This is a genomic window from Prosthecobacter sp., assembly GCF_044373815.1.
Classification (GTDB): Bacteria; Verrucomicrobiota; Verrucomicrobiia; order Verrucomicrobiales; family Verrucomicrobiaceae; genus Prosthecobacter.
The window spans coordinates 19,967-46,831 of record NZ_JBIPNG010000003.1 but is presented as its reverse complement, the minus strand read 5'-3'; the positions used below and the strand labels follow the sequence as shown (position 1 = coordinate 46,831).

Genomic DNA, 26,865 nt, shown 5'->3' with positions numbered 1-26,865 from the left:
CCTGTCCTGACCGCTCAGCGAAGCCACCACCGGTGTGGAGTAGCCCGCTTCGCCCACACCTTGAGCCCAGATCGTATCGCCAGTGGCCGCGTTGAGGCAGACAGTCGATCCAACGTTTCCGCCAACATCGAGAATAAGCTTTCCCTGCCAGAGCAGTGGACTACCTGCGTAACCATAGACAGGTCGCTGGCCGTGGAAATCGCGCAAAAGGTTTTTCTGCCACACGATCTTGCCCGTGAGTGCGTCCAGGCAGAACACATCCCCTTCGCGGCTGACGGTGAAGACTCTGCCGTTGCCAACACAGGGCGTGGCGCTCGGACCACCGGGTACGATGGGCATTTGATGAGCCGCACTCTTGCAGGGATAGTCATGCCGCCAGAGTGGCTTTCCGCTCACCAGATCGAGGCAGAAAAGGGTGTCCTGATTCTCGCCATCATTGCCCATTGTGAAGACACGCCCGTCCACCACGGCAAACGATGCCATGCCCGTGCCCACCTTCGCCCGCCACGCCACTGGCGGGCCCTCTTTCGGCCACTCTTTGCGCCAGCCTGTTTCAGACGTTGTGTTGTTGCGCGCCGGACCATGAAACTGTGGCCAGTCCACACCCTTCGTTGTTTCATCGGCCAGGGCGTGTCCGCTTAACAGGACTATCAGGATCAAGACGGAGGCGAATGCTTGGAGCGAGCGTTTCATGCAGATTCAGGGCGCGTTCTTGGGTTGGTCCAGTGTCACGATTTCCACGTCATCCATCGGCTTGCCGCCAGACGTGCCCCCCAGTGCCATCAGGTGTGTGTCATCCAGCACTATGAGTTGATGAAAGTAGCGCGACTTGGCGAGTTTGCCGCACTCAATCCACTGTTTCGCATCCGCGCCGATGTGATAGATCTTCCCGCCTTCGGGACTCACATACAAGCTGTCACCCACCACACAGGCCGCACAGCCAAAGGCCTTCGCTCGTTCTGTCTCACCCACGGGTGGTGCACTGCTCCACTGCTTCGTCGCCGGATCATAGATATCCACGACCGACGACAGTTCGTTGTCCTCCGTCATCCCGCCGACGCACCAGATCTTTCCGGCAAACGTCACCGCTGCCAGCGCTCGTCGCTTCCATGGCTGAGGCAGTGTCTGCCATCCGCTCTCTGGTTTTGACATATCCAACACCGCCATCGTGTCATGCCACTTCTTCGTCGGTGGTCCGTCCGACTTCGGCTCTGCTTTCGGTGCACCCACGCTCAACGGCCAGCCACCCACCAGGTACAGTTGATCGCCGATCACTGCCAACGCATGACTCGACCTTGGTTCCGGCAGCGACGGCAGCTTGGTCCAGGTCTTCGTCGTTGGTCTAAAGAGCGCCGCATGATCCAGCGACATCAGCTTCTGATCCGCTCCCGGTGCATTCTGCGGCTGCATTCCGCCCGCGAGAATCACTTGATCGTGCCACGCCGCGATCCCTGGGCTCTGCACCGGCAGATTGCCTGGCAACACCTCCCATGCATCCTGCCTCGTCAGCGAAAGCCGCCACAGCGCCCCGCTCACAGACGCCGTCGAGTACTCATGTGCCTTTCCCGTGTGCCCGCCATAGACATAGACAAATCCCTCGCATGCCACCGCTCCAAAACTTGTCACCGCCTTCGGCAGCGGCGGTGGTGCGGCCGGGAGCAGCAAGGACGACGTCAGGGACAGGGTCAGCAGAAGGCTACGTGTCATATGCGGAGAGAGAGGATGACGTTGACCGCCAGAGATTGGTTGGATCCAAAAGATCAAAGCGGGTACTTGATCAGCTGCAAGGAAACAAGCGGAGGTCAGAACTGATGAAGCGCTCAATCACTTACCCGAGCCTTTTCCCATTGAAGCACCTCCAAGTTTTAGCATGAAGTCCGGAAAGCGTGGTATGGAATACAGGCATGCAGCCGCATCCAGAATCTCAGGCAGCAAGTTTTCTGTTTTCCGGCCTTCTGCACAAGCTTGTTGTGCTCCAAGGGAGGGCTCAACACCAAGCTGCATACCGCGTAGATGGGCGCAGCCAACCCCAGGCACTGATATGGACTGCAGGCCCCGAGGCCGACGTGGCCCATGCTCCCACTCTGCTGGAAAGCGTCGATGCAAGACATGTGCTCTTGGACAAGAGCCTACGCCAGTAGGTCGGCGATGAAAAGGTGCATAAAGTCTCTCATCCCGCAGACGGATTGTTAGAAGCACCAGTGGCCGCTAGCGGCGATGACATCGCGTTCGACGCTTCTGAGTGGAAGGCGGCCTTCGGACTTTTGTCCGCAGGGACGCCGGTGGCAGCGTGCGGATAGCTGATGGGAGCTAGAGATGGAACGATCTCTAAGTGTGCCCGCGTTCATTTCGTGGACGAATAAAACACATTTCGCGAGCGCACCCGCTTAAGTGACTCATCATCAAATGATTGCACGCCCGGAATCACCCACTTTACAATTCCGGTGTCATTTCTGCGAAATCGACATCTAACTCATTGTATTTCAATGTAAAACATATTCCGCTTTTTTTAGAAAATCATGCACCATACCCGGCTGCTAATTCCGCTTTCGTGCTGTCGATGCACGATTTTGTGGAAATTATAGACTGATTCAGGGCCTATCTAAGCGATCGACTTCACATTCGCATTCTCAAGGACGCAGCAAAGAGTTTCTAGGAAACCTGTCCCCCAAGGTGGCAAGGCATGGATTTGCCTACTTGGATTGATAGCTAGGCACTGTTTTGGCTTCGTTGGCCCGTTTCTGTGCGTCAGCACACTGTTTCAGGAGAAGGCCAGCTCCTATGGCCAGCCAAATGAATGGCTTGCTACGTTTCCACAAAACCAATCCATAGACCACACCGCAAAATATGGCGGTCCAAAACATGACCGGGAACCACGATGTGACTGGCACCTCCTCGTATTTGGCGCTTGAAAAAAAGCCACCAGTTTCAACCAGCCTTTGCTCCTGATTTACAAAGACGAAATTCGATAACACGAAAATGGAGAAAATAAAGGCACCACATGCGGCAGGCACGGCACAGCCGCTGTTCGGATTGCCAGCAGAGTGTGGAGCGGAAGGGTAATCCCCCGGGGATTGTGCAGAATGATCGTTCATGACTTGTTGGGTCTGGGATAGAGGGCGAGGTCAGATCTGACCTCGCGCTTAATTTCGAGCGACTTCACTTGCCGCCCAGAAGGCCTTTGATGGCAGCGTCTCCCAAGAATGAGCCCACTCCGAGAAGGGCTTTATTTACGTCCTTGTTGGTCTTCCCGGTGCTTTCGACAATTTCAGCAGATGTGACGGCGTTGAGTTTGATATTGTAGGCAAAGCGCAATTTTGTCGTGCCTGTGGGCCTAAGAATTCCCTGCCAGTATAAAACACAATTGAGGCGAAATTTGTGAATGTCTTCATAGCACCTGCTTTGTGTGTCGGCCTTCCAGTCCACATCAAGGCTTTCAACCCAAACGCTGATCCCTGCTCCAGCAGGATGAATCGATTTAAACAGGTCCTGAGCACCCGAAATGAATGTTCCGTCCGCCTGTTTGACAGGATCGTTTAAGCTGGTTTCAAGAACCATTTTTAGCAAGCTGAGGGTGACGTTCGCATCGCAAGGCGCGCCGGCTTTTATGCTGCCCTCCGGCGTTACGCTCCATTCCCCATTTTGTTGCGGTATCCCTCCTTGCGCGTCGATATAATATTCCCCGGACAGTTTCCCGTTCTGAACGTCCCCCTGCCACTTGATGATCTGCCCTGTGTGATCTGTGGTATTAAATCGGAATTTCGTTCCACTGCGTGTGCCGGTAATGTTTCCCCCGCCTCTCAGCCAGCCGCTCACTGAGACGAATCCACCAAGCTTGTCGCCTTCCTCAGCGAACACGATCTTCAAATGGCCATCAGCGTTGCCTGTCACATTGTGACACGTCCCCGAGAGAGCCGCCATATCGACATCGCTCGCGTGTGAGGTGTACAAGCAGAGACTGCAAATCAAAATGAGGGAAGCATGAGATCTCATAATTTTTTTGTCTGCGATTTAAATCAGCCAGGTGAAGCGGGAATGAGTCATTCTTGTGAATGGGAAGCAGCATTTGATCTTGGCTAATCTGGATGATGGTTTGGCCGGTCGATTCAAATCGCGTCCTTAAGCGCCCATTTTAATGGGCGTGCATGTTGTGTCAACGGGGGATGTTTGAGCAGATGGAACCCCCATCTCAGATTGACCCCCGCGAGCGCTCCATAATTTTGGCCCTCAAAAAAGAACGAGTGAAACAGGGAATTTCAGCGGCCGAATTGGCGAGAACAATTGGTGTCGGGCGTAATACCATCCCAAACCTTGAGCGAAATGAAGCGCGCCCGACGCTATGGGTCATCTTAAAAATGTGTGATGGATTAAAAGTCAGCCTGAAAAATCTTTTAGACTGAGGCTTCGTCCTCTTGCTGATTGTGTTCCGAAAGCCTTTGTCGAAAATCGAATCCTACTCCCTCCATGCTTCAGCACTCAACGGCAGCTCGTTCAATTCGGCACGCGCTTCTCGCCAAGTGGAATAGTGCTTGTCGAGAATGGCCATAAATCGTTCGCTGTGAGTCGGTTCCAAGAGATGTGCCATCTCGTGGACGATGACGTATTCCAGAAGATCCTTCGGCTTCTTGACGAGCTCCGTGTTCAGGCGGATGTGGCCTGCACGGTGATTGCAGCTCCCCCATTTGGTTTTCATGCGTTGGAGGAAGTAACTCGTCACATGCACGTTCAGCTTGCGCTGCCATTTTTTGATGATGGCTGGCACCACCGAATGCAGCAGGCCTTTGTGCCACTCATGGATAACCTCAGCACGCTTTTTGGCATCGCTGCCCGGACGCACTGTCAGTGTGATGCGTTTGTGGTCGAGCAATACACATGGTTTTGCATCTGCATATTTGATCGTCATCAAATGCCGGCGTCCCCACACATAGTGGCTCTCGCGTTCGACAAACTTGCGCGGCGTCTCTCTGGCCTGGCCCCGCAGCTTGTCTTGCTGCTGACGGATCCAGCCAAGGCGTGAAATGGCATACGCGCGGGCGACATCCAATCTGGTGGAAATGGGAGCAGTCATTGTCACGCGGCCATCCGGTGGATGAACCGACAGGTGTACATTCTTGATGGCCTTGCGAGTCACCAAAATCGCGATCTCTCCGAGTTGGATGGTTTCTCGCATCAGTAGCCGGGCAGGTTCTTCACGAGTTCAAAAAGGGCAAGCGTTGCACGCCCGTCTTTTTGAAGCAGCTTGTGCAGGAAATTCTGCACGATCCGCTCCTTCGTTTCATCGCCCTTCCAGCTCGCAGGAGCTTTCTCGCGCATTTCTGAGTCAATCTTCAAAGCCATATTGACGCGAGCTTCGATTTCATTGGGACCTTCGTCTTGCAGTATGGTGGAGTCACCAGCCATTATATCCGTGAGATTGTTGAAGATGGCCGTGGCCTCGGGATGTCCATGAAGCTCGGCTGGAATGCCGTCCGTTGGCCCCTTTTTGGCCATCTGCTTTACCAGCGCCTCTGCATTTTCGAGGAACTTCTCATAGTCCTTCGTCTCCTGACGCTTCTGCTTGATGAGATCGTCCAGCAGCTTCGACATCTGCGCATAGAAGCGCGGATCGGTGAGTTGATCTCGAATGATCGTCTTGCGGACGTTGTTGATGATGCCTTCGGCAATGGAGTTTCGTGAAAGCTTCTTTGCATTCAGCTTCTTCGCGATAGCATCGTGAATCCCGGTATGAATGATCAGCTCCACCAGCGAGTAATTCTCCACCGTCCCCAGCGGATCGGCAGCGTCCGCATGAATGTAGGTGTTGATGAGATGGCGCATGTCCGCCTCGTAGGGCTTGATGTCCAGCTCCTCCCCGGAGTGCTTCTTGATGGAGGAACGGATGTCGCTATAGAATTCGCCTTCCTTTGCCAGCGCGGTGATCTCCGCTTCTGAATATCCAGCCTCAGCGAGGTCATTCGAAAGATCGGCGTAGGCGCGAACAAAGGAGGCCACGGCTTTGTAAAAGGAGATCCGCAGGGCCTCCGTCTCGGTCAGGGCATTGGGATTGCTGGCATCGCCACAGAAGTAATGAATGAACTGCTCCAGCTCACGCGGTGGCAGCACCGGAGCACAGAGAAAACTAAGGGCCTCCCGTGCGGTATCGAGCACCTTCTTCCCTTCGACCAGCCAGTTCTTGAGTTCGACATTGTTGCCCCCACCGCCGCCTTCGTCGATGTCGAGTTCGTCGCTGCTATAAACCGCGATGGCCTGCTGCACGTCACCAAACAGCTCCTTGAAGTCCACGATGTGGCCGTAGTCTTTGTCCACACCATCCAGGCGGTTGGTGCGGCAGATGGCCTGGAAGAGATTGTGGTCCCGCAGCTCATTGTCGAGATAGATGTAGGTGCAGCTTGGGGCGTCAAAGCCGGTCAGCAGCTTGCTCACCACGATCAGGAGCTTCAGGTTGGCAGGTTCCTTGATGAAGCGTTCCTTCACCATGTCCTCGTAGGCCTTTACGGTCTGGCCACTTTTTAAGACGTGCTTGGTGTAGGTGTCAAACTTGTAGCGCTCATCACTCTTGGGCGGCTCCAGCACAATGGCGCCGGGCTGTGGATCGTAGGAGGTGATGATGCCGCAATACTCCCCGAGGGGCGTGTTCTGAAACAGGCGAAAGTAGTGACAGGCGTCGTAAATGCTTGCCGCCACGAGGATGGCGGTGCCCCGGTCGCTGTTCAGGCGCGGCTTCGTGTCAAAGTCGTGGATGATGCTGAAGATGATCTTCTGCTTCCGTTCGCTGGAGCTCATCAGCTCCTCCATTGTCGCCCAGCGTTTACGCAGCACGGCCTTCTGGAAGTTGTTCAGATTCTTGGTCTTTTGCGCAAAGTAATCCTCGATGGCTTTCGGCGAAGTCAGCCGCTGCGGCACATCGCGGGCTTCGTATTTCAAATCCAGCACCACCTTGTCCGCCACGGCCTCATGGAACTTGTAGGTGTGGATGTAGGTGCCGAAGACATCCCGCGTCATCTGCTTGTCTTTGCGCAGCAAAGGCGTGCCAGTGAAGCCGATAAAGATCGCATTCTCCAGCCAGCGCTTCATCTGCTTGTTCATGTCCCCGCCCTGCGTGCGGTGGCACTCATCCACAAAGACATAGAAGCGGCCATGAACCGGCGGCGGCGGTCCCCTGAGGTCACTTGGATCAAACTTGTGAACCAAGGCGCACAGCAGCCGGGGCGTCGTTGCTGTGAGCTTTTCCACAAAGTCTTTTCGCGAGGTGATTCGTGGCGAGGGCGATTCCCCCCCGATCACTCCCGCATTCCGCATCACCCCTTCGATCTGTTTGTCCAGTTCGTCACGGTCAGTCACGATCAGGATTCGAGCCTCTGGGTCGTGCTCCAGCAGCCATTTGGCCAGCAGCACCATGAGGATGCTCTTGCCGCTGCCCTGCGTGTGCCAGATGACGCCTCCTTCCTGCTTGGCTATCCGCACCTGCGAGGCCTTCACGCCGGCGAACTGATGCGGGCGCGGCACCTTCTTGATGCCGCCGTCGAAAATGATGAAGTTGCGGATCAGATCCAGCAACCGGCTCTTCTCGCACATCTCCGCCAGCGGGCGGTCCAGCAGTGCCCCGGTGGTCGGCGGGCTGGTGTCACTCGGTTTCCATTCCACGAAGAACTCCGCTTTGGTCGTGGCTGTCCCGTAGCGCAGGCCCTGGGAATCATTGCCCGCAAAAAGGAGCTGCGCGGTGGTGAAGAAGCCCTTGTTAAAAATCTCCTCCTGGTTGGTGATGAGCTGACGCACCCCATCGGCAAGTTCCACCGAACCACGCTTCAGTTCGATCACTGCCAGGGCGATTCCATTCACGTAAAGAACAATGTCCGGCCTGCGCTCATAGCCTCCCTTCAGCGTCACTTCCTCTGCCAGGGCAAAGTCATTCCTCTCTGGGTGCTCCCAGTCGATGAGATGGACGTTCTCGTTGGGCTTGCCGGCGGAAATCTGCACCTGCACCGGATAGCGCAGGAGCTGGTAGGTGCGCAGGCTGGCCTGGTAAAGCGTCACTCCCGTGACATCCGCCGCCACGAGCAGTTTTTGCAACGCGGCGGAAATATGGGCATCGGAGTAGCCGCGCAGCTTTAGATTCTCTCGCAGCAGCTCCACTTCGATACAGCGGTTGTTCTCCCGCTTGTGCCATTCCCCAAGATAGCGGTAGCCCAGGCAATCAGGACGCTTCTTGTCCGTGAACAGAGCGATGACCCGGTTCTGCGTCGTGCGTTCGGAGCGGGGTATTTCAGGCATGGTTAGAGCTATGAGTGGTCAGAATGTATCTCACGAACAAAGGTAATCGACGAGCGCGCGCTTGAGAATGTCCTTGCGCTGCTTGCAAATGTCCAAGTTCCAATCAGGAAACTCCGCCGCGTGGGTCTTCACCACTCGGAAGGCACTCCGTGACCGATAAGCTGGCACCTTCACAGTTTTGTAGTCTTCATTGCTGATCGAACGATTCAGCGAACTCTCCAACACGATGAGGTTTCCAATTCGGTGCAATTCGCCCTGCCAGAGCTCATGAATTCTGGCGCGTTCGGTTTCATTCTTGTGGTTCACTGACTCGATGTGCTCAATGTCGATCTCAGTGTCGAAAATCAGGCGGCGCAGTTCCTCCGCGTCGAGAAGCCCCTCCTCCAGTTCGTGAAGGAACGCCGCGAGACGGCACGTCAAGCCTTTTGCCCTCACGTTGCCCGCGATCGCATCAACCTCGAATGCGTTCTCGATTTTCCATCGATTATCCGCCGCCACCTTTCTCAGCGTGTCGATCACATCCTCAGCCGTGCTGGTGGCTGAGGCACCAAACATCATCCCGACCACCCGGTGCATGACCGCGTGCAATTCGTTGACCGCCCGCCAATACACAATGCTGAACATCACCAGCAGCTTCGCGAGCTGGACGATAAAACGCCCGGTTAGAGCTAGGTCAGCGCCGAACCGATCTCGAAAGAGGACAATCAGATAATGGTATTTCGAGTAACGCGACCACCAGATAAAGTCGAGCATCGAGCGCGCTTCGGCGCTGAGCGCCGGAACATCTTTCAGCCAGTCAAATCGCACCGCGATCAACCGGGCGAACTCCTCCAGGCGCACGTCCGCCTTTCGGCAGGTAGCGAGGCTGAAGTTGGGCCACTCGTTCACGCACAGCACGGTGTCGAAGAAGCGGTCGAAAAACACTGCCGCTCCGTAGTCGTGCAAGGTCTTCGGCAGATCGTGCCTCGCCACGAGAATATGCCGCGCCAGTGAGAGAATCTCTTCAATCCCACAAACCGTCCGGCCCGCTTCGCGGTTCCGCTCGTCGATCACTTGGTAAAGCCCGCTGATCCGTTCGAACTCCGATTCCTCCACATTTCGAGTTGCGCGCAGGTATTCGTAATACCGCACCTTGAAGACATCTCCGCCGTTCAGATCCATCCCGGAGGTGTTGATCGCGTCGAAGATTTGCAGCGTCTTCGACAGCGTCGCCCGCGTCTCGATGACCACAAAATAAACGCGCCCCAGCAAATACGCCGCGAAACGCTCCACTTCCAACGGCGAGCCGGGTGAAAACTCTTCGCCACTGTCCCCGCCAGCCTCATCGAGCAATTGCTGCATGAGCGGCACCACATACAGGTAGGGATTTTGAGTCTCGACGGGGAGATCGCGCAGGTCGGCTTCGAGCGCCTCCTGCAGATAGCGCTGTTGCGCGCCGCTGCTCACTGCCGTCTCGATCCGATTCGCGAGGTCCAGCTCAACCCAGACCGGGAGCTCCGGGCAGCGAGCTTTCAGAATGTTCAGCAGCAGAATGAGCGTGCTCAGTCGCTGCTGGCCGTCAATCACCTCCTGCATATGCCGTCCGCTCTTGACGTCGAGAATTCGTTTTTCCGTGAGTTGCATCGTCCCGATGAACATCGGCTCCTCAACTGGGCGGCCATTCAGCCCGAGGAAGTTTGCCAGTAGATCCCCGAGCAGGCGGCGTACCTCGCCCTCTTTCCATGAATACGCGCGTTGGTACACCGGCACGCGAAAGACCAGCCCATTCTGCCACAGGGTATCCGCCGGGCTGGCCACGTTGCGCGCCAACGTGCAGCTCCGCGCCTTGATCTCGAATTGCTGCCTCTCCTCAAATCTCTGTCGGTGCTCAGTGAAAATGCGCCGAAACTCGTCTGCGCGCTCGTTTACCCCGTGGAATGTGCTCACCCGGTAGCTCGGCTGCTCCTCCTCGCCGAGGTCGCTGAACGAAAGGCGGCAACAGAGGACGTGATCCTCGCAATCGAATTTTCGCAAGTCGTCCTCTGTGAACTCGATCCCGAGTTCGGTCACCGGCTGCGGCAGAGTCGTCGCCAGCCCCATCGCTACCACGCGCTTAGCGTCCGAAATGACGATGAGATCGCCTAACCCGATCTGTTGGAATCGATCCTGAAACCTACCCACAAAGACCACATTGTGACGCCGGAAGATGTCGAGAATTGAGCTTTCAGCCGTGCCTGTCTCACTCCAGCGAGAGGCAACCTTCCAGACGCGATTCATTGGTGCTGTCATACTAGCCGTGTCCTTTCGTTGAGGAGTTCCTGCATCATGACCTGCTTGAGGGCGCGGATCTTCTCCCGCCGCTGCTCCAACGCCGTCGAACTGAAGATCATCATTGGTGTCCCTCCCAATGCTCCTCAATTTTCCACAGTGGTTCTCCCTGCGGGAGAGTCTCTCGAATGAGGTCAATCACAGCTGCATAGGTGTCGGAATCAAACTTCGACCATCGTTTCTGATGAAAGTCGCGCCACGCAGGCCCACGCCCTGCGTAGTTGTTTCGGGCTAACGAATCGAGAAGGAGTGCATCGATCGGCGGGTGTAACGCCTGAACCTTTTTGTCGAGGTGAAAACCCGCACAAACAAATCTCACCTTGAGGTAGCAGTTAATGAGCTTCGCAGCTATGCCGTGCGTAAAGTTCAACTGCTTTTCGTGAGCGGCCCTTAAGATCGAGGCTCTCCAATTCGAGTGAGTGTCATCAAGGGCTGCTGGTGCGGGAAGACTTTCCTTGTCCGCAAAGTTCACCGGAGTAAATCCACAGCTTTCAAGGATGCTCACACCGTGCTCTACCTTGAAGCGACAGACTGGGCTGGCGGACGCCGAGGTGGAGGCTGCCCACGCGGCCAGCCTGTGATTGTGGTGTTCGATCTCGTATGACATGGCTAAATAAGTCTGGTCCTCCCGGTGAGAAGTTCCTGCATCATGGCCTGCTTGACGGCGCGAGTCTTCTCCCGCCGCTGTTCCAGCGCCGCCAGCTCCGCGTCCATCTCCGTCAGCACCTCGGCGATGGCGGTTTGTTCAGAGACGCTGGGGAATACCATTTCCTGTTCATTTACGCTCTTTCGCCCAAGGCCAAGCTGAGCAGAACCGATAACCTTTTTCCGCAGCTCCGAGTTCACTCGGTGCGAATTGATGACATAGGCAAGGAAGCGCGGATCACCTTCTAAGGCCCGCAAGCAATAAACGTGATCGCCGAGGATGTAGGATTCGTTGGCGTCAACGTAACCAACCTTGCCGATGATATTGCCTCCGCCAATGTCGTCTTTGGGCATGATCAAATCACCCCGCTTGAGGAAATCGCCGCGATAGTTCGTCCGCTTGGATACAATCAGACGCCCTTCGATGGATACTGAACCCATGTCACAGATCCAGAAGTCCCCACCCTCGACAATATACGCACTCTTTGATTTGCCTGCGGTGATCGTGAAAGCATCCCCCAACCGTTTCACCTCCCACTCGCCGTGGAATCCGGGGAGGCGGGTTTGACCGGTGAGGAGTTGCTGCATGGCGGCATGTTTGAGGTCGCGCTTCTTGACGATGAGCCGGTCCAGCCCGCCCAGCAGCCCGTCCACATCGCTCAACGCAGCAACGATAGCGCGCTGTTCGGATATATCGAGCGGAAGCCCGAGCGGCATCTTGTCAACGATAGTGATGTAGATGTGCTTGATCGTTGAGCCACCAGCATCCTCCACCATTCGCTTTTGGTAGCGTGGACTTTCCAATAACAGCTTCAAAAACTGTGGCTCTACTCGTCCATTGGGACGAATAACTGCCACGGACTGATTGATGCAAACTGTTTCGTTCCCTACAAGGGCGAGTCTTCCGAGCGTGCCGTCTTTTGTCAGTAAGATGTCATTCTTTAGCGGCTTGCTCTTCGCGGTGAGAAGGGTGCGATAAGCTGTTTCGGATGTCTTCCGGGCGGTATCAAGTTGCAGGCGGCCATTGTTAATGTCCGCTGCCGTAATCATGAAGACGCCATCGTGAACCGAAGGCATCGGATTGGTGAATCCGTATGAGATGAAGGAAAAAAACTCCGAGAGCTTTGCGCACTCCCACTCCTCAGGGATGACGCCGACCTCACTCTGTTTGTAGCCGGGCTTCATTTCCATACCGCTCCCATCTTTTTGAGGTGTGCGTCCACACGGGCAGCGAGCGTCGCGACTTCGTCGGTGAGCTGCGGCAGCGGTGTGGCGTAGCGTTCGGCGAGCTGGCGGATGCGGCCGGTGAGAGTTTGCGAGACGCGATCTAGCTCGCCCTGCACGGCGGCGGCGAGGGTGGTCAGCCATTTGTCGTCGACCACGAGGGTCTGGATCTCCGCAGGGCTGAGCTGTGGATACTTCTTGTAGGCCAGGAGATCGAGTGCGGTCTCGGCTTCCCGGAGGGCGCGCTTGAGGTCGGTTTCCTCAGCGCTGAGCTTCAGCCATTTATTGAGCAGCGGGATCTCTCCAGCTTCCGCAACGTCAATTCCACCTTCTTGAGCAGCAGAGAGTCGGCTCTTCACGCTGCCCTTGGTCAATGAGCCTTTTTCGTCCAGCGCCTCAAACAAGAGCCCCCCTTCCCCGCCGTGCTCCTCCTCAAGTTCAGCGAGACTGGCCGTGGTGGCCTCCAGCGCGGCCTGCTGGGCCTCGATGGCGGCTTGTTGTTTGGCGAAGTAGCGGGCGACGATGAGGCCTTTGGGCACAAGGTCACAGGCCCAGCCTTTGTCCTTGGTCTTGCCTTTCTTGTCCGTCTCCAGTAGGCGGTAAGTCTTGGCCTCCCAGCCGTCTGCGGCGATGAGGTAGCAGTCGTCCTGCATGGTCTCGGCCCAATAATCCATGAGATGCTGATAGACATCGTAGGCGTCGAGAAGCGGCGCGGTCTTGAAGGTGGCGAGCAGGTCCTCGGAGATGGTGCCAATGAGCGGCTTGGGATGGCCGCCTTGAGTGAAGCCTTTGAGCAGCGGGACAGAGGCCGCCTGCCATTTCGTAAACAGCTTCTTCGCCTTCGTGGTGAAGGCGGTGAACTCGGGATGGCTGAAGATGGCTGGCTTCACCTCGGCAATGGGAAGCTTTAGCGCGGAGTAGCCGGGGCGATTGAACTTCTCAAATAAAGTGGCGCGCAGGCCCGGCATGATCTTCCAGAAAGCGCCGAAGGCGTCGATGTCGCGCTCAGGAATGCCACCACGCAGGTGGCCGTCGATGTCCTGCAAGTCCTCTGGCTCGGTGCTGTCGATGTAGCGCGGGAGATTGAGGTTGTAGTCGTTTTTGGGGTCGGCGATTTCCGCCACGGGGACCATGCGAGCGTAGCGCGGGTCGCTCTCATCCGATCGGGTGAAGGTGTCCACGATCTTGTGGAGATCTTGCTCGCGGAGGCGGTTCTTGGGGCCGTCCTTCATGAAGCCCTTGCTGGCGTCGATCATGAAGATGCCTTTCCGAGCCTGGGCGTTCTCTTTGTCGATGACGAGGATGCAGGCGGGGATGCCGGTGCCGTAAAAGAGATTTGCCGGAAGGCCGATGATGCCTTTCAGGAAGCCGGACCGCACAAGCTGCTGGCGGATGACGGCCTCAGCATTGCCACGAAAGAGCACGCCATGGGGCAGAATGCAGGCCCCTTTGCCTTTGCTTTTTAGCGAACGGAGGATGTGCAGGAGGTAGGCGTAATCTCCCTGCTTCGCCGGCGGCTCGCCCCAGGTGAAGCGCTGGAAGGTGTCCTTCCCAAGGGTGATGCCGGTGGACCAGGCTTTGTCTGAGAAGGGCGGATTGGCGACGACGTAGTCGTAAGCGCGTAGCTGCTCGCCGTCCTTGAACTTGGGGTCTGAGAGGGTGTTGCCGCTGAGGATATTCGCCGTGGGAAAGTCATGCAGGATCATGTTCATGCGGGCGAGACCGGCGGTGGTCACGTCCTTTTCCTGCCCCTCAAGCGAGATGTGTTTCCCAGCCTCGGCGGCGACCTTCAGCAGCAAGGAACCAGAGCCGCAGGTAGGGTCATATGCGGTGGTGCTGGCCTTGGTATTGTGCGGGCCGATGCCAATGACCTTGGCCATGATGCGGCTGACCTCAGACGGGGTGTAAAACTGGCCTTTGCTCTTGCCGCTTTCGCTGGCGAAGTGCCGCATGAGATACTCGTAGGCGTCGCCAAGGATGTCGTCGTTGTCGGCACGGTTCTTGGAGAAATCGAGCTCGGGCTTCTGGAAGATGGCGATGAGATTGGTGAGACGCTCCACCATGTCCTTGCCCTCGCCGAGTTTGTTCGGGTCATTGAAGTCCGGGAAGTCACTGCGCGCGAGACGGGAATTCGCATTGATGAGCGGCTGGATGATCTGGGTGTTGATTCTGTCCCCGATGTCCGACTTGCCCTTCAGGGCGATCATGTCCTTGAAGCCCGCTCCCTTGGGAATAACGACGGGCGGGGCAAAGTCATCACTGTCGCCATATTTGTCGGAGATGTATTTGATGAACAGCATGAACAGGACGTAGTCCTTGTACTGGCTGGCATCCATGCCACCGCGAAGCTGATCGCAGGAGGCCCAAAGGGAGGAATAGAGGTCGGATTTCTTGACAGGCATTCAGGGAAAGTCTTTCGAAAGTGTGATGTGATGAATCAAAGCGAGGGATGAATCCGATGGCAAGGACTTGCAGCCATGCCAGACTGATCATTGCAAAGCTGGCTTCATGACTGGCGGTGAAACAGAAGCCATGATGGTTTAAGCATTCAGGTTTTGCACGTTCACAGCAGCTGTGGAGTGTCAGAACTCACATCTGCGGGCAATCCCAGGGCGCGATCAATGCGCTCCTTGCCGGATGTCGTTAAACGTTTAGTGCCGAAAATCCGCGCTATTTGGACAGCCGACCAGTCCATGCCACCGTGCGCAGCAGCAGCCCGTATTTCTTCACATGGTATCTCTTCAATTCCCCGAGCATCCATTCCCTCGGCTGGAAATCGAAAGGGTATCGTTCCATTGGGATCTGCCTCATGCTTCCAGACAAAAAGGCCTTCGACTGGATCCTCACGCAGGTGAAAATGAGCGTCCACGATGGCCAGAACTCGTTCACGAATGAGACGGCCAGCCCTCTTGAAATCATGAGCACGCGCGATGCGTTGCACCAGTAGACCATCTGCAATGGGGGCTTCCGATATGAGCGTCTGCCTGATCAGTTCCACAAGAACCGCATCGTAGCTAGCATCATGAAAATTATCAGGGTTGATGCGGTCCAGAAAACCAGAGAAGTCGGCGATCTGATACACAACTGCATTTTGAAGGATCGGGGGTTCGGAGGATGCATCTGCCTCCAATGCTGGTTCGGCGACGACCTCTGTCGCAAAGCCGGAAATTTGAGGCATCGCAGAGTGAACCAAGACTTCAGCAGGCTCTGTCAAAGCCAGGCTGCTGTGCGTGGCAGATTTCAGCCTTTGTCGTTTTTCATCCAGAATTAAGTCCAATTGTGAGTGCAGCCGTTCAGTTTCGCGGGCTTGATCCACAAACCAGTCGGTTGACCACACACGCAGCAGATTCCACCCCAAACCCTCCAGGACGGCAGCTCTGACCTTGTCACGGTCACGAGCTGTGGCGCTTCGATGATATGTCGCGCCATCGCATTCGACACCAACGAGGAAATCCCCCGGTCGGTCTGGATCAACGATACCGAGATCAATGCGGAATCGGGAGACTCCCACCTGCGGAACAACTTCCCAGCCTTTGTCGCGGAGCCTGTCGGCCACGGCTTCTTCAAAGGGAGAATCATATCCGCCTACTGAGCCTTGGACAGCTTCAGCCAAAGCACGCGGCCCTCGGTCGGCGAAATCCAGAAAGTTCTTTAAATCTCGAATGGCACGTGCGCTGGTCCGGTTGAGATCAATCAGTGAGTGATCAAATGAGGTGAACACCACCATCTCCTGCTTTGACCGAGTGAGCGCAACGTTGAGTCGACGTTCGCCACCGTCCCGATTGAGAGGGCCGAAATTCATCGACATTGAACCAGCTCCCAGTTCGGTGGGACCATAGCAGATACCCAGAAGAATCACGTCGCGTTCGTCACCTTGAACTGTTTCAAGATTTTTTACGACCACGGGTTCAGAAAGCGAATCACTGAAGTACGGTTCAATTTCAGGATGCTTCCTCCGGGCGGCATCCAGCAGATCTTCGACGAGTTCCTGCTGCTTGGAGTTGAGAGTGATCAGAGCCAGAGACTGTCCGGACCTCACAAAACTCGGGTCGGTCAGGCGCTTCACGGTCTCAGCGACCATGGCCTCAGCCTCCACTTGATTGGTCTGCCCTTTGCCCTTCGCATACGTGCCCTGCACCCGCCGCCAGATGACGGCGCTGTCACGCGTCACCGCAGCTGGGAACGTAATCAGCTGATTACCATAGTAAGTGTGATTCGAAAAAGCAATCAGGCTTTCATGGCGGCTGCGGTAATGCCAGCTCAAACTATGCCGAGGAATCCCAACGGCCAGGCACTCATCCAGGATGCTCTCAAGATCCTCTTCAACATCGCCATCGAATTCATTGTCGCCCGAGCCTCGCTGGAAGAAGTTTGTGGGGGGCATTTGACGAGGATCCCCAGCGATGACGACCTGACTGCCACGTGCAATGGAACCAACTGCATCCCAGGGGGTGATTTGCGAGGCTTCATCGAAAATCACCAGATCGAAGAGTTGCTGATCTGCAGGAAGATATTGAGCGATTGAGAGCGGGCTCATCAGCATGCATGGCGCGAGATGGCTGAAAGCCTCCCCCATCTCGCTTGCCAGCCTGCGCAGTGGTTTGTGACTGCGCTTCTTCTGCAGCTCATGCTTGAGAATGCCATAGCCATCCTTTCGGCCCACCTCAGTTTTTGAAGGCAGCCGTCCGCACAGAACTGTTCGGGTGTATTCTGCGGTCAGTTTAGCTACTTGGTCATCCACCCGCCGAAACTCCTCAATGCAATCCATGTGTTCGACGGAAACGAAATCCCTGAGGGAAGGCTCGCGGTCGATCATCTCTGCGGCAAACCACTTGGAATAGGCTGTTAAGAATGCCGGCTCGACATCCCCCTTTGTCAGCCGCTCCTCCTCTATGCCAACGACCAAAGGCGCAAGATTTTGCTGAATGGCTGATTGGCGGACACGCCGCCATGTGCACCAGGAACGCAGACGATTCTCGCTTGCGGTTAAGGTCTCCGCCGCCGCTTTGATCTTCTCCAGCGGAAGCACATCCCGCTGTGTAATCGCGCACAGGTCGGCAAAACGTCCATAGGTTTGCCGATATTCACGAAGAGCTCCTTCAAGCAAGCCTGCCGCAAGGGCAATCGCTCCCTCCGGTCCGAGCAGTTCATTGGCATCCACCACCAGACGTCGGACCGCTCCCTTGAAGGAGATCAGTTCGTCAGGGCTGCTAATCAAGCGCGGCTGCTGGTTCTGCATGGCCTCTGCGATGCCGATGACATCTTTGATCACATCAGAGTTGCTGTCGATTCCAGCGCAGCCCGGGAAATTTCCGAGGACCGCCTTGAGGGTATCCATCTCGCATAGCATCTCCTTCAGTCGGCGTAGGAGAGGCCGGTCGAGCTCAACGTTTGGAGGGGAACTCGCACCGCCCTGTGAAGCCAATTTCTCAGACACGCCGTTTTTCGCCCAGATGGAAAAGGGCCAGAATCTATTGTTGGCCTCTGACCATGCGACATCGAGTTGATCGACATCTATGTGCCGTGCGGCTTCTGATTTATAGCGCACAGAAAGTTTCTTTTCATCCTCTCCATACCTTTCGAGGAGGGCCAGCAGCCGGCGGGCAGCTCCGAGTTTTTCAGTGAGATCCGGCGCGAACGCGAAGCTCATGTCCTTTTTGTGGGTCGCTAGAACCGTCCTGACAAACTGCACAAGACGTTCCATCGCGCTGTCAGTATCTGAGGCGATGTCAAACTGGCAGACTCTCTTGATCTGATCTCTGGCTGAAATTAGCGCATTAATCGTGTCGGGAAGAACTTTAGACGATCCCAAAACCTCTTCCTGCCATCTATTGGACCATTCGCCTTGTTCAATAATTGAGAAGTCCTTCGGTGCGTCTGCGTATGCGTCGAAATTGAGATCGAGACGGCGGGCAGTTTCACGCATTGCCTCAAATGCTTCGCTGCTGTGCTGATTGCCGGTTGCCCAGCTCAGTCGTGGAGTTGCTGCGCTATGATCCCGGGCTGCCCTGCCGACAGCCTGATGAATTGTCATGCCATTGGCGTGGCGCAGATGCAGCCGTTCGCATACCCCATTCAAACGGTCTCGAAGAGTTCTCAGACGGTCAGTTTCCCGGCTCCAATCGGATTCGCTCAGTTCACCACGAGCGCTCCACGCACGGTCAAGCTGCTGCAGGATTTCCATTTTGGCGGTCTTGTTCGAGTGGACCTCCAGACAGAATTCGGCGATCCCTTTCTCTGCCAAACGACGATGCACGACTTCCAATGCAGCCATTTTTTCTGCCACGAAGAGCACACGTCTGCCAATCGAGAGATTATGCACGATCATGTTTGCAATGGTCTGTGACTTCCCAGTTCCGGGAGGGCCATCAAGGACAAAATTGCATCCCCTGGCTGATGCCACGACTGCCGCGATCTGAGACGAGTCCGCCGGCAATGGCGTGAACAATTCAGAAGGCGTGATGATGTCATCCAACTCCGCCGCGTTGGGATATTGAGATTCTTCACCAAACTTCTCTTCCCCGCGTTCGATCAGATGCCTGACCACCGAGTTGGCCATAAGCTGGTCCTTTCGGTCCGTGAGGTCTTTCCACATCAAATACTTGGCAAACGAGAAAGTCCCAAGCGCCGTCTCTGTCGTGACTTCGAATCCAGGTATATCCTTCACCACGACACGCACACGGTTCCAGATACCGGTCACGTCGATGCCACTGTCGTCCTGTGGCAGTTCGCCGTCGAGTCCTGGTATCTTCAGGTCAAAATCCTGACTCAGGAGTTCGAGCAGCGTAAGATTGAAGCGTGGTTCGTCTTCATGTGATGTCATCGTGACCCCGGAGAGGGCGCTTTTTCGCACCAGCTTTACAGGCTGCAGAATTAGCGGAGCGCGGTAAGTTCGCGTATCATCAGCTGTTTTTTTCCAGTTCAGAAATCCCAAGGCGAGAAAGAGCGTGTTGGCCCCGCCTTCATCCATGTCAGTCCGGGACTTGCGGAAGAGGTCGATCATTTCTGCCTCCAGCTTTTTCTGTGGCAAAGGTGACAACACCTCACTGGAAAGAAGCGCCTCTCGCGCATACTGCAGGTGCAGTTCCTCCTGGTTTTGCTGCTCGTAAAGTTTGGCATCTCTGCCGCCTTTCTCTAGGTCAGGCAGGGCGGAAATTCGGATAGTCTTGCCAGCGGCGAGCAAATCTTCCAGAGCGCCCGGATCCGGGCAGACAAGCGGCACATGCTTGCTGCGCTCCGGCAGATGCAGCAGGCGGTTGCGTGCGGTTAAGTCCAGAAGCTTACGCTGCCATTGGGAGACGCGGTCATCTGCTGTCGTTGGTTCTTGGCTTATCTCTACGTCAAAGGCTGGCAGCCGTGGCGCTTCCTCCAGTGATTCTGAGACAGGTGGCGCTGGCACGCCGGGTTCCACTGGGGTGACAGGGGTGGAAATTCCCAGCGGCTTGATCTTGCGCATTCGTGCCCGACGAATGTCGATCGCCATGCAGAATTCGTCATCGCTCAGCTTCTTCTTGGCCGCTTCCACCGCAGAGCTGAATGATGGCACCGGGGACTGAGTCACAAGAGTGGTCTCAAACACGAGCATTTCCTGAAGTTCCACACGTTTACGTACAGCTGCGGCTTCGTCCGTCGTGAGCTGGGAAAACTCCTGCGGCTGCAGCCACACACCAGTGAAGGCATGACCTTTAGTAAGTACAATGAGAGGGTTCAGACCCGCCTGCTCCAATGCCGATGCAAACAACAGGGAGGTGTCCAGGCATGTTGCCAGACGACCTTCTAGGATCGCTCCAGGTGTCCTCACCTTCTGCCCCTCCACCTCGAAACTTGCCGGTGGGTAAGCGTAGCCAAGTCCCAGTCCCGAGACAGCCGACCAGATGGCGGAGGCTAGCTCCCAGGTCCGTGTCCGAGATTTGCTTTTATATCCATCTATCCCTGATTCCTTACCAGCTCGCCGAAGAACATCACTGGCGGCTTTCAGCACCTTGTCCACCGCAGGATCATTCGGCATGCAAAAAGCGGGGAGCAATTCCGGCATGGAGCCTGTGCCGCCCCAATGGTTTTTCGCCAGCAGTTCTACAGGGTAGCGACCAGAGAACAGCGGGACCGAATTCTCCTCTGTGCTTGCCTCGATGATGATTTCTCCTCGTAGGCTTTCCGTCAGCCCAGCAAGAAACCCAGCGTCGAGATTCACATTGCGGTCACTCATTCGGAGTGACGCGCCAGATTGCAGGGCATCAATCTTCCAAATTTTTGACTCCAGGAACGCCGGAGCGGATCCGAGCCTGACGGTTAGGCTTTGTAGTGCGGCTTCGTTCGTGTTTTCCAGAACGAGGTCCAGCAGGAGGGCTACGGCATTTTGATGCGAAGCAAAACCTATTTTGGTGGCGAGACTGGCAATGACTTGGAGCGACATGAGGCCGAAGGCTAAAAATGTGATTGGCTAGTCTTAGTGAAGAGGGAGTCGCCAGCCTTCTCTGCATTGGTATCTAATGAGCGCGTCATATTCTGACTGCCTGTCGTCGCCACGAAGAAGGTCTGCAATAAACCATATGAAGAATGAGAGAGGTTGGGTTCAACCATGCGGGTATTTTCTTATTCATGCGAAGAACATTGCTGATGGCAAGGGATGCTGATCAATTCCTACTTAGAATCCGATGCCTGTTCACACTGGCTTTCCCAAGCCGGAATGCATGCATGTAAATCGAAGGCCCCCAACTTGCCTTCGCGTGCCAGATCCTTGAGCCAGCGGCCAGAGCGCCTTTCGATGACGCCCTATTCTTCTGCAAATGAATGATTTGCGGAGGCCCCGCCGCCCAAGCATTCGCCCCTGATGGAGGGCAATCGCCCCGGTATCCTTCCGTCAATCTGGCGCATTCTCTCTTTTTACTTTTCTCTCCCCCTCGCTTCACGATCAAGACCAGTAATCAAATACTCAAGGCGATCACACTCGGCAGCTAGGTGGCGGGCATGGAGTTGGAATTCTACAGGTGTGAGGCCGGGCTTGGGGACGTGGGTTTCGCCGATCAATTTGCCCTGCTTGTCCACGCGCAAACCGTACATGCGGCTGTGACGGTTTTTAAGCGCGGCACTCAAGGCCGGTGTGGCATCGGTCTCACGGGTGGCATGCCGGACCACCAAACCACGCAGGAGCCAGGTGTGATCGGTCTCGAAGACATGCAGGCGGTGAGAGCGTCCATCGGTAAACTGCACGAGCAGCCCACCGGGTTCGATGCTGAAGTCGGTGGCTTTCGCATAGGCGTGCCAGGGTTGAGCGGGATTACTCATGCTGGAGATCGGTGAGGAAGGTGGCGATGGGTTTGAGCAACGTCCGCCCTGGCTCGTGATCGTGGCATCAGCCGGGAATCCATCGGCAGGATCAAAGGAGGCTTCATCTTTCCGACCATGGCTGAGCTACAGGACCACGAAGCCAACATGCGAATGCTTGATGAGTTGGGCGCACCCAACCCGCGCTTGGCAAATCGGTGCCGCCTCACTGGCCACTTTGTTCACTCACGTCCCTCGGTATTTCTTTCGATACGCGCCGGGGGTGGTGTTGATGGTTCGGGTGAACTCGCGAACTAGGTGGCTGTGATCACTGAAGCCGGTTTCGATGGCGATGCTGGTGATGGTCTCGTCGGTTTCGATGAGCATCTGGCAGGCTTTGCCGATGCGAAATTGCCGGACGTAGGCGGTGGGGGTGAGTTGAAAGGCTTTCTTGAAGTGGCGCTGAAAGCTGCGGGCTGACATGCCGGCAAGTTGGGCCAGCGACTCCACTTCCACGGGTGAGGCGAAGTGGTCGCGGATGTGGTCGAGCACGGGGGTGAGTTGGACGAAAGGTGTGGCAATCTTGGCGGCTTGTTGCAGATCGCGGGAGACTCCGGCGAGGCCGATGATGCGGCCACCTTTGGCGCGCAGCGGGGTTTTCGAGGTGACATACCAGTCGGGGCAGTTGGGATGACGCAGAACCATTTCGACGCGGCCCCAGATTTCCTTTCCGGCGAGAACCGCATGGTCGTCACGAGTGTAGTGGTCGGCGAGGTAGGCAGGAATGAAGTCGTGGTCGGTGCGACCGACGATGCCACTGGGATCGGCGATTCCGTGTGCTAGGTGCATGACGCGGCTGGCGTGCATGTAGATGCCCTGCTTGTCCTTGATGAAGAAGCGTGTGTCTGCGAATGCATCGAAAAGACGCAAGCCGGACTCTGGGCCGAGTTGGTCGAAGAACGCACTGACGGAGGTTTGCTTGGGTTTCATGTGCAGGGGTGCATGGAGACGGTTTTGGTCCGCGTGGAGGATACAGGGACGAGGTGCGTTCACATTCAAGATACAGACGCTTTGGCGCGTTCGTCCACAAAGCTGTCGCCGGAGTTCAATCGTTGCCGAGGCTGTTGTGGCAGCATGAGGGGGTAACCTATGCCTCCATCTACTAACATAATGAAGCACATCCTCTTTGTCGCCCTCTTCCTGTCCAGCCTGCCCGTCGCCGGACTCGCTGCCGGGGATCTGTTCGACAAATCCAACCTCGCCGCGTGGTGCATCGTTCCTTTTGATGCGGGCAAACGGAACCCCGAGGAACGCGCGGTGATGCTCGAAAAGATGGGCGTGAAGAAGTTCGTCTATGACTATCGCGCGGAACATATTCCTCAGTGGGATGACGAACTGAACGCACTGAAGAAGCACCACATCGAGCTGCTTGGCTGGTGGTTTCCAGGCGCGCTGAATGAAGAGGCAAAGAACACCCTCGAACTTTTCAAACGCCACGGGGTGCATCCGCAGCTTTGGATCAGCGGCGGTGGCGGCACCATCGCAGTGAAGGATGAGGCGGATCAAAAGACGCGCGTCGAGCAGCAGGCCGCACGATTCAAAGCCATCTGTGAGGCTGCCGCGCCCCTCGGCTGCAAGGTGGGCATCTACAATCACGGCGGCTGGGGCGGCGAGCCGGAGAACGCCATCGCGGTCACCGAAGCACTCAAGGCGCAAGGGATTCAAAACATCGGCATCGTTTATAACCTGCACCACGGCCACGGCCATCTTGACCGCCTTGCCACTGTGCTGCCACGCATGTTGCCGCACCTGCTTTGCTTCAACCTGAATGGCATGGACATCGACGGTGAAGCGAAGGGCCGCAAGATCCTCCCGCTAGGCGTCGGCACCGAGGACGTGAAGATTCTGCGCATCGTGCGTGCCAGCGGCTACAGCGGTCCCATCGGCATCCTCAACCACACCGGCGAAGATGCCGAAGGACGACTGCTGGATAATCTCGATGGCTTGAAGTGGCTGGTGCCGCAGCTCGATGGTGCGAAGCCGGGTGAGAAACCGAAGTATCGCACCTGGGAGAAAGCGAACGCCAAGGCAACCGCCATTGCGCCATCGACAACGATCAACCCCGGCGGCGGTGCGCCGTCATTGAGTGAGCCATTTGGAAAAGCGCTCACGGGTGGCCTGCTGTTCGATGGCAAAGCGGAGTATTCGACGCCGCCATTCACCATCGAGTGCCGTGCCAGGCTGGAGAGCAAGGAGCGCTTCAACATCCTCGTCGCTGCCGAGATGAAGGCCTCGGCGACGCATTGGGAACTCTACACGATGGCCAGGAGCGGCACCCTGGCGCTATTCATGCCTGGCCGCGGTGGCAATTTCGACTCGAAGATCGATGTCTGCGATGGGAAGTGGCACGACTTCCTCGCCAGCGTCGATGAACAGCGAGTCGTGCTGTGGGTGGATGGCGTACAAGTCTTGGAAAAAGCCGTGCAGCCCCTCAAGGGATCTCCAAAGTCCGGTGGCTTGGCCTTTGGCCGCCTCGTGGATGGAAACATCGGCTGCGACGGCATCATCGACGATGTGCGTCTCTCCCGTGGCTTCATGAAACCGGGTAAGAGCGACGCACCCCGCCTGTCGTTGGACACCACGATCGGGCTTTGGAACTTCGACGATCTCAAGGCTCCCGCGCCCGTCGTCAAAGCACCAAAACCCGCCGCCTTTACGCCAGAGCTGCCACCGCTCAACAAGGCCGACAACGTCCACTGGCAGCATTTCGTGAATCGCGAGCGCGTATTCGACTACTATGGCAAGCAGGCGTTGCAGTTCATGAAGCAGAAGCCGATGCCCGAGTTGCTGCCAGCCTTCCCGGACCTTGACGGCGGGAAGCATGGGCACTTTGGGAATCAAAACGACAAAGACACCTGGAAGGACGGGCGCTGGGCCGCAGCAGATCACGGCACCGTGTTCAGCACCATTTTCAAGGGCGGCGGCCTAACGATTCCCAAGGGCGTGTGCGTCCGCTTCGATGACCGCGCCGCGTGCTTTGATCCGCTGACCTGCACGTTCCCCGTCAAGTGGGAAGGCGGCTTCATCAAGCTGAGCGATGCACGCCACGGCTTCGGCTCTGGCGGAGCGCTGGTGGGGAAAGTGGTGGGGAAGCCTTTGCCGGGGAAGGCGGAAAACACACTCGTCTATCACGGCTTCTATCGACATGGGAAAGAGGTCGTCTTCTCCTACTCCCGCAGCGGCGTTGAGCATCTGACGACCGCGCGCGAGGACGGCAAAGAACTCACTGAACTCACCAAAGGTGGCCCGGCGCAGTGGCCGCAGTGGATCGAGACGAAGGGCGTGCTCGGCACGCAAACACCCTTCGCCACGGACACCATCACCGTCCCGTTCCAGAATCCCTACGGAACGCTTTTCTTCATCAGTGGCCACGACTTCTTCAGCGATGGCAGCGCGGCCATCTGCACGATGACCGGGGAGGTCTGGCTGGTCCGTGGCATTGATGAAGGGCTCGGCAAGGTGCGCTGGAAACGCTTTGCCACCGGTCTGCATCAGCCGCTCGGCCTGAAGATCGTGAAGGATGAAATCTATGTGCTCGGACGCGATCAGATCACCTGCCTGCATGACCTGAATAGCGATGATGAAGCCGATTTCTACGAGTGCGCGTCCCATGCGATGGTGACCGATACCGGCGGTCATTCCTACATCACCGGTCTGGATTGTGATCGAGAGGGACGTTTCTATTTTGCTTCGGCAAATCAGGGCATCTGCCGCGTCACGCTGCCAGACAAGCTCGAAGTGCTCGGCACCGGTTTTCGCAATCCCAACGGCATCGGCATTTCGCCCGACGAGCGATTCGTCACCGCCAGCCAGCAGGAGGGCAACTGGATACCCGCCTCGGCGATTGGTCAGATTGAGCTTGGAAAAAACCAGGGTGCCCACTTCGGCGCTGATGGCCCAAAAAACGGGCAACCACCGGAGCCACCTCTGCTCTATCTGCCGCGTGGTGAGGACAACTCCTCCGGCGGCCAATGCTTTGTCACCGGCGAGTCTTGGTCATCCTTGAAGGGCGATGGCAACCTCATCCATCTCTCCACCGGCAGCGGCAGTGCCTGGCTGATGATGCGACAGCAGGTGAACAACCAATGGCAGGCCGCCGCCGTGAAGATCAGCGGCAACTTCGACTCCGGCGTGCAGGGCGGAAGATTCAACGCGCGGGACGGGCACTTCTATGTCTCAGGCATGCAAGGCTGGGTTAGTTTCACGCCGCAGGATGGCTGCTTCCAGCGCGTGCGTTTCACCGGCGGCAGCACGCCCGTGCCAGTGGGATTTGAAGCTCGGGACAACGGCGTCTTGCTGCGCTTCAATGAGCCGCTCGATGCCAGTATCGCGGGCACAGCGGCGACCCATTTCGCGCAGTGCTGGAACTATCGCTACAGCGCCTCGTATGGCTCGCCGGAGTTCTCCGTGCTCCATTCCAACACCGTCGGGCATGATCCCCTGGAGATTCGTAGCGCACAGCTGCTTGATGGCGGGAAGACGCTGTTCATCGAGATTCCGCAGCTCATTCCTGCCAATCAGATTCATCTGCGCGTCAGCGTGACAAAGGACCGGGCACACGATGTCTTCCTCACGGCACACACATTGGCCGAGCCTTTCACCGCCTTCACGGGCTACACGAAAATCGCCAAGACCAACCACGCCGTGCATGTCATGCCTGAAGTTGCCGCCGTGCGGCCGGTGCCATGGGAAAAGGGCGAAGCCGGACGGGAGCTGCACATCCAAACCACGAACGGCATGCAGTTCGCACAAAAGGAACTCCACGCCAAAACAGGCGAGCGACTCTCCCTCATCTTCGAGAATCCAGACGCCATGCCGCATAACTGGGTGCTCATCAAAACTGATGCTACTGACCGCGTCGGTGCGCTCGCCAACCAGATCGTCGCCGCGCCCGATGCATTGGCACGCCATTATGTCCCCGAGAGCCCGAACATCCTCTGCCACACGCGCATCCTCGACCCACAGAAGAAGACAACCATTCATTTTGCCGCCCCCGCGCAGCCAGGCCGCTACCCCTACCTCTGCACCTTCCCCGGCCACTGGATGGTGATGCGCGGCGTGCTCATCGTTGAGTAAATACCACATCACAGCTCA

At 56.7% G+C, this 26,865-nt stretch carries 15 protein-coding genes; 2 read left to right on the top strand and 13 right to left on the bottom strand.

All coding sequences use genetic code 11. From position 1 onward, the window contains the following. The 4 genes from ACIREA_RS00615 to ACIREA_RS00600 all read right to left on the bottom strand — a co-directional run. Window positions 1–693, bottom strand: a 693-nt coding sequence (locus ACIREA_RS00615) for a PQQ-binding-like beta-propeller repeat protein (protein ID WP_397379497.1), incomplete at its 3' end; no start/stop codon positions are given. Between the two features lie 6 nt (window positions 694–699). After that, window positions 700–1,707, bottom strand: coding sequence for a Kelch repeat-containing protein (locus ACIREA_RS00610; RefSeq protein ID WP_397379495.1), 1,008 nt, complete (start codon window positions 1,705–1,707; stop codon window positions 700–702). A gap of 986 nt (window positions 1,708–2,693) precedes the next feature. Then, window positions 2,694–3,095, bottom strand: coding sequence for a hypothetical protein (locus tag ACIREA_RS00605; protein ID WP_397379493.1), 402 nt, complete (start codon window positions 3,093–3,095; stop codon window positions 2,694–2,696). Between the two features lie 64 nt (window positions 3,096–3,159). After that, window positions 3,160–3,951 carry a hypothetical protein gene (locus ACIREA_RS00600; protein ID WP_397379491.1) on the bottom strand — a complete coding sequence of 264 codons (792 nt, stop codon included), beginning with the start codon at window positions 3,949–3,951 and terminating at the stop codon, window positions 3,160–3,162. Between the two features lie 224 nt (window positions 3,952–4,175). On the opposite strand from ACIREA_RS00600, the gene ACIREA_RS00595 reads away from it, so the two are divergent. Then, window positions 4,176–4,400 carry a helix-turn-helix transcriptional regulator gene (locus ACIREA_RS00595; protein ID WP_397379488.1) on the top strand — a complete coding sequence of 75 codons (225 nt, stop codon included), beginning with the start codon at window positions 4,176–4,178 and terminating at the stop codon, window positions 4,398–4,400. A gap of 53 nt (window positions 4,401–4,453) precedes the next feature. Here the strand turns inward: ACIREA_RS00595 and ACIREA_RS00590 are convergent, their stop codons facing one another. The 9 genes from ACIREA_RS00590 to ACIREA_RS00550 form a co-directional block, all read right to left on the bottom strand. Then, window positions 4,454–5,170, bottom strand: coding sequence for a M48 family metallopeptidase (locus ACIREA_RS00590; protein WP_397379486.1), 717 nt, complete (start codon window positions 5,168–5,170; stop codon window positions 4,454–4,456). Beyond that, window positions 5,170–8,271, bottom strand: coding sequence for a type I restriction endonuclease subunit R (locus tag ACIREA_RS00585; RefSeq protein ID WP_397379484.1), 3,102 nt, complete (start codon window positions 8,269–8,271; stop codon window positions 5,170–5,172). Before ACIREA_RS00585 ends, ACIREA_RS00590 begins: the two co-directional genes overlap by 1 nt. Window positions 8,272–8,301: 30 nt before the next feature. Next, window positions 8,302–10,527, bottom strand: coding sequence for a DUF262 domain-containing protein (locus ACIREA_RS00580; protein ID WP_397379482.1), 2,226 nt, complete (start codon window positions 10,525–10,527; stop codon window positions 8,302–8,304). Between the two features lie 112 nt (window positions 10,528–10,639). Then, window positions 10,640–11,185, bottom strand: a complete 546-nt coding sequence (locus ACIREA_RS00575; protein ID WP_397379479.1) for a hypothetical protein — start codon at window positions 11,183–11,185, stop codon at window positions 10,640–10,642. A gap of 2 nt (window positions 11,186–11,187) precedes the next feature. Further along, window positions 11,188–12,408, bottom strand: a complete 1,221-nt coding sequence (locus ACIREA_RS00570) for a restriction endonuclease subunit S (RefSeq protein ID WP_397379476.1) — start codon at window positions 12,406–12,408, stop codon at window positions 11,188–11,190. Next, window positions 12,405–14,849, bottom strand: a complete 2,445-nt coding sequence (locus ACIREA_RS00565; protein ID WP_397379474.1) for an N-6 DNA methylase — start codon at window positions 14,847–14,849, stop codon at window positions 12,405–12,407. The genes ACIREA_RS00570 and ACIREA_RS00565 overlap by 4 nt, the downstream gene beginning before the upstream one ends. A gap of 161 nt (window positions 14,850–15,010) precedes the next feature. Beyond that, entirely contained in the window at window positions 15,011–20,860 is a 5,850-nt protein-coding gene (locus tag ACIREA_RS00560) for a DUF3320 domain-containing protein (protein ID WP_397379473.1), read from the bottom strand. Between the two features lie 470 nt (window positions 20,861–21,330). Then, a complete protein-coding gene (locus tag ACIREA_RS00555; RefSeq protein WP_294401689.1) occupies window positions 21,331–21,732 on the bottom strand; it encodes a hypothetical protein in 402 nt (133 codons plus the stop codon). A gap of 225 nt (window positions 21,733–21,957) precedes the next feature. Further along, window positions 21,958–22,701, bottom strand: a complete 744-nt coding sequence (locus ACIREA_RS00550) for a helix-turn-helix domain-containing protein (RefSeq protein WP_397379470.1) — start codon at window positions 22,699–22,701, stop codon at window positions 21,958–21,960. Window positions 22,702–22,881: 180 nt separating this feature from the next. Between ACIREA_RS00550 and ACIREA_RS00545 the strand changes: the two genes are divergently transcribed. Beyond that, entirely contained in the window at window positions 22,882–26,847 is a 3,966-nt protein-coding gene (locus tag ACIREA_RS00545; protein ID WP_397379467.1) for a plastocyanin/azurin family copper-binding protein, read from the top strand. Window positions 26,848–26,865: the final 18 nt, after the last annotated feature.

Bases quoted from the DNA above. Each gene is read 5' to 3' on its own strand.
- ACIREA_RS00610 (WP_397379495.1), bottom strand. From the start codon at position 1,707: ATGACACGTAGCCTTCTGCTGACCCTGTCCCTGACGTCGTCCTTGCTG.
- ACIREA_RS00605 (WP_397379493.1), bottom strand. From the start codon at position 3,095: ATGAACGATCATTCTGCACAATCCCCGGGGGATTACCCTTCCGCTCCA.
- ACIREA_RS00595 (WP_397379488.1), top strand. From the start codon at position 4,176: ATGGAACCCCCATCTCAGATTGACCCCCGCGAGCGCTCCATAATTTTG.
- ACIREA_RS00590 (WP_397379486.1), bottom strand. From the start codon at position 5,170: ATGCGAGAAACCATCCAACTCGGAGAGATCGCGATTTTGGTGACTCGC.
- ACIREA_RS00585 (WP_397379484.1), bottom strand. From the start codon at position 8,271: ATGCCTGAAATACCCCGCTCCGAACGCACGACGCAGAACCGGGTCATC.
- ACIREA_RS00580 (WP_397379482.1), bottom strand. From the start codon at position 10,527: ATGAATCGCGTCTGGAAGGTTGCCTCTCGCTGGAGTGAGACAGGCACG.
- ACIREA_RS00575 (WP_397379479.1), bottom strand. From the start codon at position 11,185: ATGTCATACGAGATCGAACACCACAATCACAGGCTGGCCGCGTGGGCA.
- ACIREA_RS00570 (WP_397379476.1), bottom strand. From the start codon at position 12,408: ATGAAGCCCGGCTACAAACAGAGTGAGGTCGGCGTCATCCCTGAGGAG.
- ACIREA_RS00565 (WP_397379474.1), bottom strand. From the start codon at position 14,849: ATGCCTGTCAAGAAATCCGACCTCTATTCCTCCCTTTGGGCCTCCTGC.
- ACIREA_RS00560 (WP_397379473.1), bottom strand. From the start codon at position 20,860: ATGTCGCTCCAAGTCATTGCCAGTCTCGCCACCAAAATAGGTTTTGCT.
- ACIREA_RS00555 (WP_294401689.1), bottom strand. From the start codon at position 21,732: ATGAGTAATCCCGCTCAACCCTGGCACGCCTATGCGAAAGCCACCGAC.
- ACIREA_RS00550 (WP_397379470.1), bottom strand. From the start codon at position 22,701: ATGAAACCCAAGCAAACCTCCGTCAGTGCGTTCTTCGACCAACTCGGC.
- ACIREA_RS00545 (WP_397379467.1), top strand. From the start codon at position 22,882: ATGAAGCACATCCTCTTTGTCGCCCTCTTCCTGTCCAGCCTGCCCGTC.